Genomic DNA, 17,067 nt, shown 5'->3' with positions numbered 1-17,067 from the left:
AGCCGAGATGAGCGCCTTCGACACCCCCACCCCGACCAGCACCGCTGGCCAGCAGTGGAACGCCCAGGACTATGCGATCGATGCCGGCTTCGTGCCGCTGCTCGGCGGCGCCGTGGCGCGCCTGCTCGATCCGCGCGCCGGTGAGCGCATCCTCGACCTGGGCTGTGGCGATGGCGTACTCAGCACCGAGCTGGCGCTGAGCGGCGCACGCATCCACGGTGTGGATGCCTCCCCGGAACTGGTGATCGCCGCCCGTGCGCGCGGTGTCGACGCGCAGGTGATGGACGGCCACGCGCTGTCGTTCGACAGCGAGTTCGATGCGGTGTTCAGCAATGCCGCACTGCATTGGATGGGCAACCCCGACCAGGTGCTGGAAGGTGTGCGCCGCGCCCTGCGCCCTGGCGGCCGCTTCGTCGCCGAGTTCGGCGGCCATGGCAACGTGGCCACGATCATCGCCGCAGTACAGGCCGCACGCGTGGCCCACGGCCACGGCGCCAGCGCCTTCCAGTGGTACTTCCCCACGGCCGATGCCTACGCCGACCGCCTGCGCCAGCATGGCTTCCACGTGCAGCTGATCGAATGCACGCCGCGCCCGACCGCGCTGCCGACCGGCGTCGCCGGCTGGTTGCGCGTGTTCGCCGCGCCGCTGCTGGATGACCTGCCCAGCGAGGCCCGCGCCACCGTGCGCGAAGCCGCCGCCGCGCTGCTGGCCGATCTGCCACGCAATGCCGCCGGCCAGCCACTGGCCGACTATGTGCGCCTGCGCGTGCTCGCGCGACGCCGCTGACCTGCCCCTGTTACTTTCCCATTGATGTCCGCTACTTCGTACTCCTGCCAGGCAAACGCATGACTTCCGCACCCCGCACCCTGTACGACAAACTGTGGGACGCCCACGTGGTGGTTCCCGAATCCGACAGCGCGCCCGCCGTGCTGTACATCGACCTGCACCTGATCCACGAGGTCACCTCGCCGCAGGCCTTCACCGAACTGCGCGAGCGCGGCCTGAAGCCGCGCCGCCCGGATCGGACCAAGGCAACGATGGACCATTCCACCCCGACTCTGCCGGCCGGTGCCGACGGCAGGCTGCCCTATGCCAGCGCCGCCTCCGAAGCGCAGGTTGCCACGCTGGCACGCAACTGCGCCGAGCACGGCATCGAGCTGTTCGACATGGCCTCGGACAACCGCGGCATCGTCCACGTGATCGCGCCGGAACAGGGCTTCACCCAGCCGGGCATGACCATCGTCTGCGGCGACAGTCACACCTCCACCCATGGTGCCTTCGGTTCGCTGGCCTTCGGCATCGGCACCAGCGAAGTCGGCCACGTGCTGGCCACGCAGTGCCTGCTGCAGCGCAAGGCGAAGACCTTTGCCATCACCGTCGATGGCCCGCTGGCGCCGGGCGTCGGCGCCAAGGACGTGGTGCTGCACATCATCGGCGTGATCGGCGTCAACGGTGGCACCGGCCACGTCATCGAGTTCCGTGGCAGCACCATCGAAGCGATGGACATGGAACAGCGCATGACTCTGTGCAACATGTCGATCGAGGCCGGCGCGCGTGCCGGCATGGTCGCTCCGGACCAGGTCACCTTCGACTTCGTGGCCAATACCCCGCGTGGCCCCAAGGGTGCCGAGTTCGACGCCGCCGTCGCACGCTGGCAGCAGCTGCGCAGCGATGACGGCGCACGCTTCGACAGCGAAGTACGCATCGACGCCGCCGACATCCGCCCGACCCTGACCTGGGGCACGCATCCGGGTACCGCCATCGCGGTGGATGCGCCGATTCCCGCCGCCAACGATGCGGCCGCACAGAAGGGCCTGGACTACATGCACTTCCAGGCCGGCAAGGCACTGGCCGGTACGCCGGTGGACGTGGTGTTCGTCGGTTCGTGCACCAATGGCCGCCTGAGCGACATGCGCGAAGTCGCGCAGGTGCTGCGCGGCCGCCGCGTCGCCGAGCGGGTACGCATGCTGGTGGTACCGGGCTCGGAGATCGTCAAGCGCGAGGCCGAGGCCGAAGGCATCCACGAGATCGTGCGCGCCGCGGGTGCCGAATGGCGCGAGCCCGGTTGCTCGATGTGCATCGCCATGAACGGCGATCTGGTCGCGCCCGGCCAGCTGGCCGTGAGCACCAGCAACCGCAATTTCGAGGGCCGCCAAGGCCCCGGTTCACGTACGCTGCTGGCCTCGCCGATGAGCGCGGCGTGGGCCGCTGTGAACGGGCACGTTGCCGATACCCGCGAACTGTTCGCACAGGAGGTGGCGTAATGGCCGGTTTCCGTACCCTGACCTCGTCCAGCGTGGTGCTGGCGCAGACCAACATCGACACCGACCAGATCATTCCGGCGCGGTTCCTGTCCACCACCGAACGTGCCGGCCTGGGCCGCAACGCCTTCAATGACTGGCGCTGGCAGGCCGACGGTTCGCCGGTGGCCGACTTCGCCTTCAACCAGCCACACAATGCGGGCCGCAGCATCCTGCTGGCGGGTCGCAACTTCGGCTGTGGTTCCTCGCGCGAGCATGCGCCGTGGGCGCTGACCGACCTCGGCCTGCGCGCCATCGTCAGCAGCGAGATCGCCGACATCTTCCGTGGCAACTCGCTGAAGAACGGCCTGCTGCCGATCGTGCTGGACGAGGCCGATGTGCAGGCGCTGATGCAGCGCCCGGACGATGAGCTGACCATCGATGTGGCCGCGCGCGAACTGCGCACTCCGGATGGCCGCGTCTATTCCTTCCCGCTGGATGGCTTCTCGCAGACCTGCCTGCTGGAAGGTGTCGACCAGTTGGGGTATCTGTTGGGCCGTGTCCCTGAAATCGAACGTTACGAGAGTGAGCATGCACGCTGAAATTGTTGTCCTGCCCGGTGATGGCATCGGCCCGGAAGTGGCCGCCGCCGCGGTTGCCGTCCTGAAGTCCGTCGCCGAACGCTTCAACCACAGCTTCACCTTCAGCGAGCACGATATCGGTGGCATCGCCATCGACCGCCACGGCGAGCCGCTGCCGGCGTCGACCCTGGCCGCCTGCCAGGCCGCCAATGCGGTGCTGCTGGGCGCGGTCGGTGGCCCGAAGTGGTCCGACCCGAATGCCAAGGTGCGTCCGGAACAGGGCCTGCTGGCAATCCGCAAGGCGCTGGGCCTGTATGCCAACCTGCGCCCGGTGCGCACCCATGAAGCCGCGTTGCATGCCTCGCCGATCAAGCCCGAGCTGCTGCAGGGCGTCGACTTCGTGGTGGTGCGTGAACTGACCGGCGGCATCTACTTCGGCGACAAGACCCGCGATGCCGACAGCGCCAGCGATCTGTGCCGCTACACCGTGGCCGAGATCGAGCGTGTGCTGCGCAGCGCCTTCCGCCTGGCCCAGCAGCGTCGCGGCAAGATCACCTCAGTGGACAAGGCCAACGTGCTGGAGACCTCGCGCCTGTGGCGTGACGTGGCCGCGCGCATCGGCCGCGAGGAATTCCCGGACGTTGCGCTGGAGCACCAGCTTGTCGATTCGATGGCCATGCACCTGCTGGCCAAGCCGCGCGAGTACGACGTGATCGTGACCGAGAACATGTTCGGCGACATCCTCACCGACGAAGCCTCGATGCTGGCCGGTTCGCTGGGCCTGCTGCCGTCGGCTTCGCTGGGCGAGCCGGGTGCGGTCGGTATCTACGAACCGATCCATGGTTCGGCACCGGACATCGCCGGCAAGGGCATCGCCAATCCGTACGCGACGATCTTCAGCGCAGCAATGCTGCTGCGCCATTCGCTGGGCCTGGAAGCGGAAGCCGCGGCGGTGGAAGCGGCGGTTCACGCAGTGCTGGATGAAGGCGTATTCACTGCCGATCTGGCCGCCAAGGGCTCGGCAGTGAGCACGGCAGCCGCCACCGACGCGGTGCTGGCAAAGTTGCGCTGACCCATCGGGAAACACCTGTAGAGCCGAGCCATGCTCGGCTCATTCAACAGCAGTCGAGCATGGCTCGACTCTACAGGTAGCCGGCAGCCACGCCATGCGTGGCTTTGCTTACTTGGTGGTGTACCCACCATTGACCAGAATCGTCTGCCCGGTCATCCACCAGCCATCGGTCACCAGGAAGCGGATCCACGGCACGATATCGGCGATGTCGGTCAGGCCGGTGCGGGTGAATGCCGACAGCGCCGCCGCGGTCTTGTGATACGCCTGCGCATCGGCACTCTCGGCCGGGTAGAAGAACGGCGTGTCCATCGGACCGGGGCCGATCGCGGTCACCGAGATGCCGCGCTCACCGAACTCCTTCGACGCCGCGCGGGTGAAGTGCTCGACCGGCGCCTTGGTTCCGGCGTAGCTGGAATAGAACGGCGTGTAGGCACCCAGCAGCGAGGTCACCAGGGTGCAGATGCGGCCACCGTCGTTGACGTGGCGACCGGCTTCCTTGAGGAAGAAGAACGCGACCTTCGCGTTGACCGCACTCATCTCGTCGTACTCCGCTTCGCTGATCTCCAGCAGCGGCTTCTTCAGCACCTTGCCCACCGTGTTGATCGCGATGTCAGGGCGACCGACCGCTGCCACGGCGTCTGCGAACAAGCGCTCCATCGCTGCCGCCGACGTCAGGTCGCCCTGCAGGGCAACGGCTTTGCTGCCGGCGGCCTGCACCGCAGCGACGGTGGCTTCGGCGTCGGCGTGGGTGGCGGCACTGTTGTAGTGAACCACGATGGCCCTGGCACCCTGCGCGGCGAAGTCGCGGGCGATCAGCCCACCCAGGTTCTTGGCGCCACCGGCGATCAGCACGGTCTTGCCCTTGAGGGAATGGTCGGTCATGGCTTCGATCTCGGGAGGGGGCTGCCCGGGGTGGCAACCCTGCCCTGACGACGATATCGTGCAGAAAATGCGGATAAAGCCCGCCACATTGACTTAACTTTCCAGAGCCAGCGAACAATGGACCGGATCGATCGCTTCCGCATCTTCACCCGGGTGGTGGAGTGCGCCAGCTTCACGCGCGCCGCCGACCAGCTCGGCCTGCCGCGCTCCACCGTCTCGGCAGCCATTGCGGAGCTGGAGCAGCGGCTCGGCACCCGCCTGCTTCAGCGCTCCACCCGTCGCGTCTCCACCACCCACGATGGCGACGTGTTCCATGCGCGCTGTCTGCGCCTGATCGCCGAAGTCGAAGACGTCGAAGCCCTGTTCCGCCAGGACGACGCGCAGCCTACGGGCCTGCTGAAGATCGACGTGCCCAGCCGCATCGGCCGCCGCATCATCGCCCCGGCCCTGCCGGATTTCTTCGCGCGGCACCCCCAGGTGGAAGTGGATCTGGGCATGACCGACCGCGCGGTGAACCTGATCGAAGACGGTTGCGATGCGGTACTGCGGGTCGGCCAACTGGGTGATTCCAGCCTGGTGGCGCGCACGCTGGGCCAGCTCGACTTCGTCAACGTCGCCGCGCCGGCGTACCTGCGTGAACACGGCATGCCGCAGCAGCCTGCCGACCTGCAGCAGCACCGTGCAGTGAACTACGCCTCGCCGACCACGGCACGGGTGGAACCGTGGGAATGGCTGGAGGGCGCGCAGCTGCGCACATTGCCGATGCCCGGCTGGGTGCGGGTGAACAGTGCAGAAGCGTCGATCGCGTGCTGCGTGGCCGGGCTGGGGTTGCTGCAGATTCCGCGTTACGACGTGCAGGCGGAACTGCAGTCAGGCGAACTGGTGGAAGTGATGCCGCAGTACGTGGCGCAGCCGTTGCCGGTGACCCTGCTGCAGCCGCATCGGCAACACCGCGCGCAACGCGTGCAGGTATTTCTGGAATGGCTGCTGCCAGTGCTGCGAACGGGTCTGCAATTGCGGTAGATCCACGCCATGCGTGGATGGATGCATCCGTGCCAACCAAGGTTGGCACCCACCACATCATGGATGGGGTCAGATCCCTTTCCCTCCGGGAAAGGGATCTGACCCCGGTCGTGACCCCGGTCGGGCGTTACGCCCCGGATTCGTCCGGCTTGACCCGGAACCACGCCGCGTAGAGCGCCGGCAGGAACACCAGGGTCAGCACGGTGCCCACGATCAGGCCGCCCATGATCGAGATCGCCATCGAGCCGTAGAACGCGCTGCGCGACAGCGGAATCATCGCCAGCACGGCGGCAAGCGCGGTCAGCACGATCGGGCGGAAGCGGCGCACGGTAGCATCGATGATCGAATGCCAGCGGTCATGCCCGGCATCGATGTCCTGCTGGATCTGGTCGATCAGGATCACCGAGTTGCGCATGATCATGCCGGCCAGTGCGATCGTGCCCAGTAGTGCAACGAAGCCGAACGGCGCACGGAACAGCAGCAGGAACAGGGTCGCACCGATGATGCCCAGCGGCGCGGTCACCAGCACCATCGCCGCGCGCGAGAAGCTGCGCAGCTGCAGCATCAGCAGCGTCGCCACCACCACCAGGAACAGCGGCATGCCGGCCTTGATCGAGTTCTGGCCGCGGGCCGAGTCCTCCACCGTACCGCCGGTTTCCAGCAGGTAGCCGCTGGGCAGTTCGGCGCGGATGCCATCCAGCGTCGGCAGGATCTGGTGCACCACGTCCAGTGGCTGCATGCCATCGCTGATGTCGGCGCGCACGGTCACCGTCGGCAGGCGGTTGCGATGCCAGATGATGCCGTCCTCGAAGCCGTACTCCATCGTCGCCACCTGCGACAGCGTGATGCTGCCGCCGTTTGCAGTCGGCATCGACAGGCTCGACAGCAGCTCCAGCTGGTTGCGCTCATCGGCCGGGCCACGCAGCAGCATCTCGATCTGGCGGTTGCCTTCGCGGTACACGCTCACCGACTGCCCGGCCAGCGAACTGGACAGGAACTGGCTGACCTGGGCACTGCTCACGCCCAGTGCGCGGGCACGCTCCTGGTCGATCACCAGGCGCACCACCTTGCTCGGCTCACTCCAGTCCAGGTTGACGTTCATCACGTGCGGGTTCTCACGCACCTTGGCCTCGACCTGGCGTGCGATCGCCTGCACCTTCTCGATGTGCTCGCCGGAAATGCGCATCTGCACCGGATAACCGACCGGCGGGCCGTTCTCCAGGCGGGTCACGCGCATCTGCACATCCGGGAACTTCGGGATCACCTCGTGCAGCAGCCAGTCGCGGGTGCTTTCGCGCGACTTGATGTCCTTGGCCAGCACCACGAACTGGGCGAAGTTGGTGGCCGGCAGCTGCTGGTCCAGTGGCAGGTAGAAGCGCGGCGAACCGGTGCCAACGTAGGACACATAGTTGGCGATGCCCTCGCGGCTGGACAGCAGCTTCTCCAGCTTCTCGGCCTGGGCCTGGGTCGAGCGCAGCGAGGCCCCCTCGGCCAGTTCGATGTCCACCATCAGCTCCGGCCGGGTCGAATCCGGGAAGAACTGCTGCGGCACGAAGCGGAACAGCATCAGCGAACCGATGAACAACGCGATGGTCGCGGCGATCACCCACCAGCGCCGGCGCAGGCAGGTATCCAGGAAGCGACGGAAGCTTCGATAGAACGGGCGCTGGTACGGATCATGGTCATGCCCGTGCTGCGGCGGCGCGATCAGGTTGGCCAGCGCCGGGTAGCGGTCGGCCCACTGCTGGCGCTTGGCATGCCAGCGCGCGGACAGGCTGCCCGGCTTCGGCGGCTGCGGGTTGAACAGGTCCGGCAGCATCTTGTCGCCCAGGTACGGGATGAACAGCACCGCCGCGATCCACGACACTACCAGCGCGATGGTCACCACCTGGAACAGCGAGCGGGTGTACTCACCGGTGCTCGAGGCGGCCGTAGCGATCGGCAGGAAGCCGGCCGCGGTGATCAGGGTACCGGTCAGCATCGGGAACGCGGTCGACTCCCAGGCGAAGCTGGCCGCGCGCAGGCGGTCGTAGCCCTGCTCCATCTTGGTGGCCATCATCTCCACCGCGATGATCGCGTCGTCCACCAGCAGGCCCAGCGCCAGCACCAGCGCGCCCAACGAGATCTTGTGCAGGCCGATGTCGAAGTAGTGCATGACGAAGAAGGTCATCGCCAGCACCAGCGGGATGGTCACGCCCACCACCAGGCCGGTGCGCAGGCCCAGCGAGAAGAAGCTGACCAGCAGCACGATCACCACCGCCTCGGTCAGCACCTGCACGAACTCGCCGACCGACTCCTCCACCGACTGCGGCTGATCGGACACCTTGCGCAGCTGCATGCCCGCCGGCAGGGTCTTCTGCAGGCGCTCGAACTCGGCATCCAGGTTGGCGCCGAGCTTGAGGATGTCACCGCCATCCTTCATCGCCACCGCCAGGCCGATTGCCTCTTCGCCCATGAAGCGCATCTTCGGCGACGCCGGATCGGCGAAGCCGCGCTTGACCTCGGCGATGTCACCCAGGTGCACGGTGCGCTCTCCGGCGCGGATCGGGAACTGGCGGATCGCTTCGATATCATTGAACTGGCCGGTCACGCGCAGCTGCACGCGATCGGTGGCGGTCTCGAAGAAGCTGGTGCCGGTCACCGCATTCTGATCGGCCAGTGCCTGCTGCACCTGCTGCATCGATACACCCAGCGTCGCCAGGCGGGTGTTGGACAACTCGATCCACACCTTCTCGTCCTGCAGGCCGACCAGGTCGATCTTGCCGACGTCGGGCACGCGTTGCAGTTCCAGCTGGATGCGGTCGGCGTAGTCACGCATCACCGCATAGTCGAAGCCTTTGCCGGTCAGCGCGTAGATGTTGCCGTAGGTGTCGCCGAACTCGTCGTTGAAGAACGGGCCGACGATCTCGCGCGGCAGGGTCGCCCGGATGTCGCCCACGCGCTTGCGCACCTGGTACCACAGATCCGGAATCTGCTTGGAACGCAGGCTGTCACGGGCCATGAAGATCACCTGCGATTCGCCCGGGCGCGAGTACGAGCGGATGAACTCGTACTCGCCGGTGTTCATCAGCGCCTTCTCGATCGGCTCGGTCACCTGCCGCGAGACCTGCTCGGCGGTGGCGCCCGGCCACAGCGTGCGCACCACCATCGCCTTGAAGGTGAACGGCGGGTCTTCGGACTGGCCCAGATGCTTGTACGACCATGCGCCGATCAGGGCGAAGGCGAGCATCGCGAACAGCACCAGCGGGCGATTGGCCAGCGCCCACTCGGAAAGATTGAAGCGGCGCACCGGCTTACTCCTTGGCCTTGGCGGCAGCGGGCGGCGCGGCCGGCTTCAGCACCGGGCGGTTCTGTCGGTCGACCGCGATCACCGGCTGGCCGGCGCGCAGCAGATGGCCACCTGCGGCAACCACCCAGTCACCGGGACCGACGCCGGACAGCACCGGCACTGATTCGCTGCCATAGGCTCCGGTGGTGACCGGCGCGGCCTTCAGCGTGCTGTTGGCCGGATCGACCACCCACACGCTGGCGGCACCATTGGCACCGCGCTGCAGCGCGCCCAGCGGCAGCTGCAGGGTGCCGTGGCGGCCGGCGCTGCTGTAGACGCGCGCGCTCTGGCCCAGTTCGACATCGGCCAGCGCATCGGCGGCCAGGCTGACGCGGGTGGCATAGGTGCGTGCCTGCGGATCGGCGGCGGCAGCGATCTCGCGGATCGTGCCCGGCAGGCGCTGGCCCGGGCGGTTCCACAGTTCCACCTCGACCGGCTGGCCGACCGCGTAGTCGCGGATGGTGGCTTCGGGCAGATCGATCAGCACTTCGCGGCCACCATCGGCGGCCAGATTGAAGATGGTCTGCCCGGCGGACACCACCTGCCCGGCCTCGGCTTCGCGGCTGGCGATCACGCCATCGGCCGGTGCGCGCAGCTGTGCGTAGTCGGCCTGGTTGCGCAGCACATCGAGGTTGGCGCGGGCGGCATTGGCCTGGCCCTGTGCAGCCTTGAACGCCGCGGACTGCTGGTCCAGCTGCGAGCGGCTGACCAGTTGCTGGTCAGCCAGCACCTGGTAGCGCTTGAGATCGTCACGGGCACGCACCAGGTCGGCTTCCGCCGCCGCCAGCTGGGCCTGCGAGGCACGCGCCTGCAGCGCGAAGTCGGCCACGTCCAGTTCGGCCAGCACGTCGCCCTTCTTCACCCGCTGCCCGGCATCGACATGGCGCTTGACCAGGTTGCCGCCGACGCGGAACGACAGCGGGCTTTCCTGGCGGGCACGCACCGTGCCCGGGAACGCCGCCGGCGCCTGTCCGGCCTGTTCGCCGGGGTGAACCACCAGTACCGGCACGGCCGCCTGCGGCGCCTGTTCCTGTCCCGAACAGGCTGCCAGCGCAGCCACCCACACCATACCGCCCATCCAGCGCACGATCTTCATCGGTCAACGTCCTGAAAACGCAGGGTTGCAACAAGGGGGAGCCGCGACTGCCGGCCCAATTTAATAAACCGGCCGGTATAGTATAAATATCGAACCGCTTGGTCTAGTATTGTTGCGATGAGTTCTTCCACTTCCCGCAAGCCGTCGGCCAAGCCTGCTGCCAAGGCCGCCGGACCCGGGCGCCCCAAGGATCTGGGCAAGCGCGCGGCGATCCTTGAAGCAGCCAAGGTACTGTTCATCGAACAGGGCTATACCGGCGTGAGCATGGACGCCATTGCCGCCCAGGCCGGCGTCTCGAAGCTGACCGTGTACAGCCACTTCGGCGACAAGGAAACCCTGTTTTCCGAGGCCGTGCAGTCCAAGTGCATTGAAATGCTGCCCGATGCCCTGTTCGTGGCCGACGCGGACGGCCCGCTGCGCGACCAGCTGATCGGCATCGGCCTGGCCTTCTTCGAGCTGATCACCTCCGATGCGGCGATCTCGATCCAGCGCATGATGATGGCGCCGGAGACCGACGAACGCCTGCGTGAGCTGTTCTGGCAGGCCGGTCCGGAACGCACCTGCGAGGCCCTGGCCGACTTCCTGCGCGCCCGTGGCGAACGCGGTGAGCTGGCGATCCCCGACTACTACCTGGCCGGCCAGCAGTTCCTGACCCTGGTAAAGGGCGAAGTGCACATGCATATGATGTGCGGCATGCCACTGTCACCGGTGGAGTGCGACCCTCTTGCCCATGTGACCGCCAGCATCGACTTCTTCCTGCGCGCCTATGCGCCGCGAGGGGCCGGGACGGCTGAATAACCAAAACTGAACGAACCGGAGGTCGCGATGACTTCCGGCACTGCGACCCCGGCCACCCGGCAGCTGATGCTCTGGGCGCGCCGCCGGCCTCCGGCACCGGTAAAATGGCCGGCCCACTGCGCTGGATTTGAACCTCATGACGATTGATTACGCCCACGCCCGCGAACTGATGGTGGAACAGCAGATCCGTCCCTGGGACGTGCTGGACATCAAGGTGCTCGACGTCCTGGCCCGCCTGCCGCGCGAGGCCTTTGTCGCCGATGCACACCGGGCGCTGGCCTACGCCGATGTCGAACTGCCGATCGGCCATGGCCAGAAGATGATGAAGCCGGTCATCGAGGGCCGTACCCTGCAGGCACTGGATCTGCAGCCGGGTGACGAAGTGCTGGAAATCGGCACCGGCAGCGGCTTCCTGTCCGCCTGCATCGGCGCGCTCGCGCGCGACGTGCTGAGCCTGGAGATCGACCCGGAGCTGGCCGCCGCCGCGCGTGCCCGCCTGGACGCCTCCGGCCTGGGCACCAACGTCCGCGTGGAAGTGGCCGACGCCCTGTCCTGGCAGACCGAACGCCGCTTTGACGTGATCTGTGTCACTGGTGCCGTCGACGTGGTGCCGTCACAGTTCGCCTCGTGGCTGCGTCCGGGTGGTCGCCTGTTCGTGATCCACGGCCGCTCGCCGGCGATGGAGGCCCTGCTGGTCAAGGCCGACGGCAGCACCGAGTCCCTGTTCGAGACCGATATCGATTACCTGCGCGGTGCCGCCCCGGCACCCCAGTTCCACCTCTGAGTCCAAGGAAGCCGCAATGATCCGCCGATCCCTCGCTGTTGCGCTGGCCACTGCCCTGCTGCCGTTGTCCGCCCATGCCGCCGACCTGCTGCAGGTCTACGAGATGGCGCGCAACGGCGATCCGCAGCTGTCCGCTGCCGAATCGACCCGGCTGGTCGACAAGGAAGGCGCCGTGCAGGCGCGCGCCGCTCTGCTGCCGCAGATCGACGGTACTGCCACGCTGAACCGCTCGCGCAGCGAAGCTGACCATGATGCCAACTCCGGCACGATCACCAGCAAGCGCCGCAACTACACGATCAATGGCAGCCAGACGCTGTTCAACTGGACCCAGATCAACAACCTGCGTTCGCAGCGTGAACTGAGCAAGGCGGCGGACTTCACCCTTGATTCGGCCAACGACAGCCTGATCGTGCGTACCTCGGCGGCCTACTTCAACGTGCTGGTGGCGATCGAATCGCTGAACGCCGCACAGACCAATGAAGCGGCCGCGAAGAAGCAGTTCGACTTCGCCGACAAGCGCCTGGAAGTGGGCCTGGCGCCGATCACCGACGTGCACGAAGCGCGCGCCCAGTACGACCAGGCGCGTGCCAACACCATCGTTGCGCAGAACACCCTGGCCGATAACTACCAGGCCCTGACCGAACTGACCGGCCAGCCGGTGGTCAACCTGCGTGGCCTGCCGGCGGACTTCCGCCCGGAAGTGCCGGCCAACCGCGGCAACATCGACGAGCTGGTGCACCAGGCCACCACCCAGAATCCGGCGCTGAAGGCGCAGGAGCTGAAGGTCAGTGCCGCCGAAGCCGGTGTGCAGGCGGCCCGTGGCGGCCACTACCCGACCCTGTCACTGGGCGGCAGCTGGGGCAAGAGCGCGACCTGGGGTGACAGCACCGGTGCCGGCTCGCTGTCGCCGGATGCACGCACCAACAGCATCGGCCTGACCCTGAGCGTGCCGATCTTCTCCGGCGGCGCCACCCAGTCCGGCGTGCGCCAGGCACTGGCCCAGCGTGACATCGCCCAGGACGGCTACGAGCAGCAGAAGCGTGCCCTGGACCGCAACACCCGCAATGCCTACCAGACCCTGGTGCAGGGCATCAGCGAAGTGGAAGCCCGCCGCCTGGCGGTGGTCTCGGCGCAGAGCGCGTACGACGCGTCGCAGGTCGGCCTGGAAGTCGGTACCCGTACCGTGCTGGACGTGATCCAGAACCAGCGCATCCTGTTCTCGGCGCAGCTGGACTATGCCCAGGCTCGTTACACCTTCCTGCAGAACCGCCTGCTGCTGAGCCAGTCGCTGGGTGCACTGGACGTGGCCGAGTTGCAGGACGTCAACCGCCTGCTGACCCAGGACGCGGGCAACCCGGCAACGACCACGCACTGAGTCGTCAGCCTGCCGGTCACGAAGAAGCCACCCGCGAGGGTGGCTTTTTTGTTGGTCGCGCGTACGGAAGCATGCATCCAGCGACCGTCAGCCGGGCCAGACCCGCATCCGTTCGACTGCGGCCAGCAGACACAGTGCGATGGCGACGGGCGCCAGCACCGGCAGGGCGCGTGACCGCGGTGCCCGTCCACGCAGCACGGCCAGGCACACGGCCCCCATCACCAACAGGGTTGCCGGGCCAGGCAATACCGGCAGGCTGCCCATTGGCGCCCACAACGCCAGCAATGCCGCCGACAGGACGACGGCGACCGGCACCAGCCTCTCCCGGAATTCCAGGGATTCGCCACCTGCCGTCGGCCACAGCTGTATCGCCAGCCGCGCAGCCAACATCAGCAGCACCAGAACGAGCGCCCCCAACCCTGCCACCCCTGCCAACGGCAGCAAGGGCATCATCCAGTACAGCTGCGGGTGATGTTGCAGGGCCACCGACAAAGGCCGCGTGCTGGCCAAGGAAGGAAATTCGACCAGGCCAGCCTGCAACGCGGCCAGTACGATCAGCAGCACCATGGCCAGCAGCACGCACGCCAGCAGCAGCCGTGGCCGTGCCTTCGCCTGCCTGCCGATGCCAGGGAATCCCAGCGCCAGGCCAACGGTGGCGAACACACCGGACAGCGGCACGCTCGCCGCCAGTACACCGCCGATCCCGAAGCGATAGGGTGCCGTTGCCGGCGGCAGCCATGGAATCCAGTACGCGTAGTGCACATGGCGGGCTGCCAGCACCAGCAACAGCAGGCCGACGCCGATCTTCACCGTCAGCAGCACGCAGGCAACCAGCACCACACGGTGTGGCCGCAGCAATCCGACCACTGCAAGCAGCAGCAGGCTGGCAGCAGCCATCAGTTGATCCGGCATCCCGTTGCCTGTCTCGATTCCACAACCAGCCAGCAGCGCATGCAGATGGCTGGCGATGGACTGCGCCACGCCAGCGGCAGTCACCACCAGTTCCAGCAGCAGCGCGCCACCGAGCAGAACGGCCGGCACGCTTCCCAAGCGGTCCCGCAACACGCCGTTCAGGCCGTCGGCAGCGGGCCATTGCTGGTTCAGGACGTGCAGGCAGTACAGCAGCGGACCCGTGCCCAGCGCGGCCAGCAGCAGGCTCAGGACGATGGCCGGGCCGGTCTGGGCTGCGGTGTGCTGGCCGACCAGCGCGACCACGCTGCCTCCCAGCAGCAAGGTCAGTGCCACCACTACAAGGCGATCGCCGTACCCGGGCTCATCAATGCCGTCGGGGCTGCTGTCGCTGTCCATCGCAAGTTCCCTTGATATCCGCCCAAGCGCGGTCGACAGCAGACTGACAGCCTGTGCCGGGAGGCGGTATCGGAATACGCGCCCTGCGCACCACGATGTGACGGCAGGCACGTTGACAAGGAAGTTCCCGGTCCGGCTACGACAGGTTCGCGGTCGCTAAGCAGAATTGACGCGGTCTTTCACGACAGTCGCGTCGCGCGCGCCGGCCCTTCGAACTCAGCGGCAAGGTGGCGGCAGGTGCGGTCCGACCAGCGCCAGCGTACGCTGCAGGGCACCGCGTCCATTGCTGATCAGCGTGCAGCCTGCCCGCGCCATGTCCTCGCGTGCCTGCGGGTCTTCAAGCAGGTGCTGCAGCAGTTCGCCGACCGCCTGCACGTCTTCGCCGATCAACAGCGCGCCGGCCTCGCGCATGCGCCGGGAAATCTCCGAGAAGTTGTGCAGGTGCGGGCCTGTCACCGCAGCGGTGCCCATCGCCGCCGGCTCCAGCAGGTTGTGGCCACCGATCGGCTGCAGGCTGCCACCGACAAACGCCACCTGCGCGCAGGCATAGAACGGCATCAGCTCACCCAGGGTATCGATGACGAACACATCGGTTTCAACCTCCGGCCACTGCTTCGCGCGCCGGGTTGCCACGTTCCAGCCCTGCTCCCGCGCCAGTGCCTCCACCTTCGGGAAGCGCTCGGGATGCCGCGGCGCCCACAGCAACAACAGGTCGGGGTGCTGCTGGCGCAGGCGCCGGTGCAGATCGATCACCGCCTGTTCTTCGCCATCGTGGGTACTGGCGGCGATCCACACCGGCCGCCGGGCCGGCACGCAGGCATGGAACTGCTCGACGAAGCCCTGCACGTCCGGCGTGGTGATGTCGAACTTCAGGTTGCCCAGCGCCTGCACCTGCTCCGGCGCAGCGCCCAGCTGCACGAAACGCTCGGCATCGTCCTGCGACTGCGCGGCCACGCAGGTGACCGTGCGCAGCGCGCGGCGGATCAACGCCGCCAGCAGCCGGTAGCCCCGCAGCGAACGTGCCGACAGGCGCGCGTTGAGGATGTAGACCGGAATGCTACGGTCACGGCAACCGAACAGCATGTTCGGCCACAGTTCGGTTTCCAGGATCAGCGCCAGGCTGGGCTGGAAGTGGCCGAGGAAGCGGTTGACGCTGCCGGGCACGTCATACGGCAGGTAGACGTGGTCCAGGGCATCGCCCCACAGCGCACGCACGCGCTCGGAGCCGGTCGGGGTGATGGTGGTGATGACCCAGCGGATGTCCGGGCGCTCCTTGCGCAGCGCGTTCACCAGCGGCGCAGCGGCATTGACTTCGCCCACCGAGACCGCGTGCAGCCAGACCCGCGGTTGCCCGGTGGGTTGCGGATAGGAGGCATAGCGCTCGTCCCAGCGCCGGAAGTATTCACGGACCCGGAAGCCGCGCCAGACCAGGTGGTACACGGTGATCGGCAGCAGGATGTAGAGCACGACCGAGTACAGGCCGCGCAGGATCCATTCGACAGGGTCTTTACGCATGCGGCAAGGATACGGGAGCCCCCCGGGAAAGACACGCGGCCGCCTTGGTAGAATGGGCCAATGTCCGATGCCACCACCGCCGTCCGCCCGTCGCTGCGCGATCCCCGCAACTGGCCGATGTTCGCCGCCATGCTGGGCGCCTTCACCATCGCCCGCCTGCCGTGGATGCTGCAGCGTGCGCTGGGCCGGGGCGTCGGCTGGATCACCTGGCGCCTGCTCGGCAGCCGTCGCCGCGCCGCCGAGGTCAACCTGCAGCTGTGCTTCCCCGAGAAGGACGAGGCCTGGCGCCAGCGCCTGGTGCGCGACAGCTTCGATGCCCTGGGCGTGGGCGTGTTCGAGTGCATCCGCGCCTGGTGGGGCAGCATCGACAGCATCCGCCCGCAGGTGCAGATCGAAGGACTGGAACATCTGCGGCAGATGCAGGCGGAAGGTCGTGGCGTGCTGCTGGTGTCCGGCCACTTCATGACACTGGAAATGTGCGGGCGCCTGCTGTGCGACTACGTTGATCTTTCGGGCATGTACCGCAAGCACAAGAACCCGGTGTATGAGTGGGCGGTGAAGTTCGGCCGCCTGCGCTATGCCAAGGCAATGTTCGCCAATGAGGACATCCGCGCTACCGTGCGCCACCTGAAGAAGGGGGGCTTCCTCTGGTATGCGCCGGACCAGGACATGCGCGGCAAGGACACCGTGTTCGTACCGTTCTTCGGCCATACCGCCTCGACCATCACCGCTACCCACCAGCTGGCGCGGATGACCGGCTGCGCGGTGATCCCGTATTTCCATCGCCGCGAAGGCGGGAAGTACTTCCTGAAGATCGGCGCGCCGCTGGAGAATTTCCCCAGCGAGGACGTGGAAGCCGATACCACGCGGGTCAACCAGGCCATCGAAGAGATGGTGCGCGAGGCGCCTGACCAGTACCTCTGGATCCATCGCCGATTCAAGCGGCAGCCGGGTGGCCGGAGCGATTTCTACAAGTAACGCGGGTGCGGGTTGGCTCTATCCACGCATGGCGTGGATCTACCGGCGCGGATGGATTCATCCACGCATGGCGTGGATCTACCGGC

14 protein-coding genes are annotated in these 17,067 nt (G+C 67.2%); 9 read left to right on the top strand and 5 right to left on the bottom strand.

Annotated features, from left to right (window positions below; genetic code table 11):
• Positions 1 to 7 precede the first annotated feature (7 nt).
• The 4 genes from AC5P88_RS13925 to leuB are packed head-to-tail and all read left to right on the top strand — an operon-like array spanning position 8 to position 3,894.
• The gene (locus AC5P88_RS13925; protein WP_495225325.1) at positions 8 to 787 is read left to right on the top strand and encodes a class I SAM-dependent methyltransferase; all 780 of its coding nucleotides are present in this window, start codon (positions 8 to 10) and stop codon (positions 785 to 787) included.
• A gap of 59 nt (positions 788 to 846) precedes the next feature.
• Positions 847 to 2,265 (top strand): 3-isopropylmalate dehydratase large subunit, encoded by a 1,419-nt coding sequence (gene leuC, locus AC5P88_RS13920; RefSeq protein ID WP_295549921.1) that lies wholly within the window; start codon positions 847 to 849, stop codon positions 2,263 to 2,265.
• Positions 2,265 to 2,843, top strand: coding sequence for a 3-isopropylmalate dehydratase small subunit (leuD, locus tag AC5P88_RS13915; protein ID WP_006390726.1), 579 nt, complete (start codon positions 2,265 to 2,267; stop codon positions 2,841 to 2,843). The genes leuC and leuD overlap by 1 nt, the downstream gene beginning before the upstream one ends.
• Positions 2,833 to 3,894 (top strand): 3-isopropylmalate dehydrogenase, encoded by a 1,062-nt coding sequence (leuB, locus tag AC5P88_RS13910; RefSeq protein WP_495225324.1) that lies wholly within the window; start codon positions 2,833 to 2,835, stop codon positions 3,892 to 3,894. Before leuD ends, leuB begins: the two co-directional genes overlap by 11 nt.
• Positions 3,895 to 4,002: 108 nt before the next feature.
• On the opposite strand, the gene AC5P88_RS13905 is transcribed toward leuB, so the two are convergent.
• Entirely contained in the window at positions 4,003 to 4,776 is a 774-nt protein-coding gene (locus tag AC5P88_RS13905; protein ID WP_106550760.1) for an SDR family oxidoreductase, read from the bottom strand.
• A gap of 117 nt (positions 4,777 to 4,893) precedes the next feature.
• Between AC5P88_RS13905 and AC5P88_RS13900 the strand changes: the two genes are divergently transcribed.
• Positions 4,894 to 5,799: a LysR family transcriptional regulator gene (locus AC5P88_RS13900; protein ID WP_495225323.1), complete on the top strand. Its 906-nt coding sequence runs from the start codon at positions 4,894 to 4,896 to the stop codon at positions 5,797 to 5,799.
• A gap of 127 nt (positions 5,800 to 5,926) precedes the next feature.
• Here the strand turns inward: AC5P88_RS13900 and AC5P88_RS13895 are convergent, their stop codons facing one another.
• Both AC5P88_RS13895 and AC5P88_RS13890 read right to left on the bottom strand, forming a co-directional pair.
• Entirely contained in the window at positions 5,927 to 9,088 is a 3,162-nt protein-coding gene (locus AC5P88_RS13895) for an efflux RND transporter permease subunit (protein ID WP_106550762.1), read from the bottom strand.
• Between the two features lie 4 nt (positions 9,089 to 9,092).
• A complete protein-coding gene (locus AC5P88_RS13890) occupies positions 9,093 to 10,223 on the bottom strand; it encodes an efflux RND transporter periplasmic adaptor subunit (RefSeq protein ID WP_495225322.1) in 1,131 nt (376 codons plus the stop codon).
• 117 nt (positions 10,224 to 10,340) lie between these two features.
• Here AC5P88_RS13890 and AC5P88_RS13885 point away from each other — a divergent pair, with 117 nt between their 5' ends.
• From AC5P88_RS13885 to AC5P88_RS13875, 3 genes are all read left to right on the top strand, one after another.
• Positions 10,341 to 11,021: a TetR/AcrR family transcriptional regulator gene (locus AC5P88_RS13885; protein ID WP_106550764.1), complete on the top strand. Its 681-nt coding sequence runs from the start codon at positions 10,341 to 10,343 to the stop codon at positions 11,019 to 11,021.
• A gap of 136 nt (positions 11,022 to 11,157) precedes the next feature.
• Complete coding sequence (locus tag AC5P88_RS13880) at positions 11,158 to 11,805, top strand: protein-L-isoaspartate O-methyltransferase family protein (protein ID WP_005414414.1); 648 nt, start codon at positions 11,158 to 11,160, stop codon at positions 11,803 to 11,805.
• 16 nt (positions 11,806 to 11,821) lie between these two features.
• Positions 11,822 to 13,180, top strand: a complete 1,359-nt coding sequence (locus AC5P88_RS13875; RefSeq protein ID WP_106550765.1) for a TolC family outer membrane protein — start codon at positions 11,822 to 11,824, stop codon at positions 13,178 to 13,180.
• Between the two features lie 87 nt (positions 13,181 to 13,267).
• Here AC5P88_RS13875 and AC5P88_RS13870 read toward each other — a convergent pair whose 3' ends face one another.
• Positions 13,268 to 14,488, bottom strand: coding sequence for an amino acid transporter (locus AC5P88_RS13870; RefSeq protein WP_495225321.1), 1,221 nt, complete (start codon positions 14,486 to 14,488; stop codon positions 13,268 to 13,270).
• A gap of 216 nt (positions 14,489 to 14,704) precedes the next feature.
• Positions 14,705 to 16,003 carry a lipid IV(A) 3-deoxy-D-manno-octulosonic acid transferase gene (gene waaA / locus AC5P88_RS13865; RefSeq protein ID WP_495225320.1) on the bottom strand — a complete coding sequence of 433 codons (1,299 nt, stop codon included), beginning with the start codon at positions 16,001 to 16,003 and terminating at the stop codon, positions 14,705 to 14,707.
• A gap of 60 nt (positions 16,004 to 16,063) precedes the next feature.
• Between waaA and AC5P88_RS13860 the strand changes: the two genes are divergently transcribed.
• Positions 16,064 to 16,981, top strand: coding sequence for an LpxL/LpxP family Kdo(2)-lipid IV(A) lauroyl/palmitoleoyl acyltransferase (locus AC5P88_RS13860; protein ID WP_106550768.1), 918 nt, complete (start codon positions 16,064 to 16,066; stop codon positions 16,979 to 16,981).
• Positions 16,982 to 17,067 lie beyond the last annotated feature (86 nt).

Source organism: Stenotrophomonas sp. YJH_SMC_8 (assembly GCF_059371315.1).
This window is presented reverse-complemented; position numbering and strand designations above follow the sequence as displayed.

Excerpts from the sequence above, each read along its gene's own strand:
- AC5P88_RS13925 (WP_495225325.1), top strand. The coding sequence starts at position 8 with ATGAGCGCCTTCGACACCCCCACCCCGACCAGCACCGCTGGCCAGCAG.
- leuC (WP_295549921.1), top strand. The coding sequence starts at position 847 with ATGACTTCCGCACCCCGCACCCTGTACGACAAACTGTGGGACGCCCAC.
- leuD (WP_006390726.1), top strand. The coding sequence starts at position 2,265 with ATGGCCGGTTTCCGTACCCTGACCTCGTCCAGCGTGGTGCTGGCGCAG.
- leuB (WP_495225324.1), top strand. The coding sequence starts at position 2,833 with ATGCACGCTGAAATTGTTGTCCTGCCCGGTGATGGCATCGGCCCGGAA.
- AC5P88_RS13905 (WP_106550760.1), bottom strand. The coding sequence starts at position 4,776 with ATGACCGACCATTCCCTCAAGGGCAAGACCGTGCTGATCGCCGGTGGC.
- AC5P88_RS13900 (WP_495225323.1), top strand. The coding sequence starts at position 4,894 with ATGGACCGGATCGATCGCTTCCGCATCTTCACCCGGGTGGTGGAGTGC.
- AC5P88_RS13890 (WP_495225322.1), bottom strand. The coding sequence starts at position 10,223 with ATGAAGATCGTGCGCTGGATGGGCGGTATGGTGTGGGTGGCTGCGCTG.
- AC5P88_RS13885 (WP_106550764.1), top strand. The coding sequence starts at position 10,341 with ATGAGTTCTTCCACTTCCCGCAAGCCGTCGGCCAAGCCTGCTGCCAAG.
- AC5P88_RS13880 (WP_005414414.1), top strand. The coding sequence starts at position 11,158 with ATGACGATTGATTACGCCCACGCCCGCGAACTGATGGTGGAACAGCAG.
- AC5P88_RS13875 (WP_106550765.1), top strand. The coding sequence starts at position 11,822 with ATGATCCGCCGATCCCTCGCTGTTGCGCTGGCCACTGCCCTGCTGCCG.
- AC5P88_RS13870 (WP_495225321.1), bottom strand. The coding sequence starts at position 14,488 with ATGGACAGCGACAGCAGCCCCGACGGCATTGATGAGCCCGGGTACGGC.
- waaA (WP_495225320.1), bottom strand. The coding sequence starts at position 16,003 with ATGCGTAAAGACCCTGTCGAATGGATCCTGCGCGGCCTGTACTCGGTC.
- AC5P88_RS13860 (WP_106550768.1), top strand. The coding sequence starts at position 16,064 with ATGTCCGATGCCACCACCGCCGTCCGCCCGTCGCTGCGCGATCCCCGC.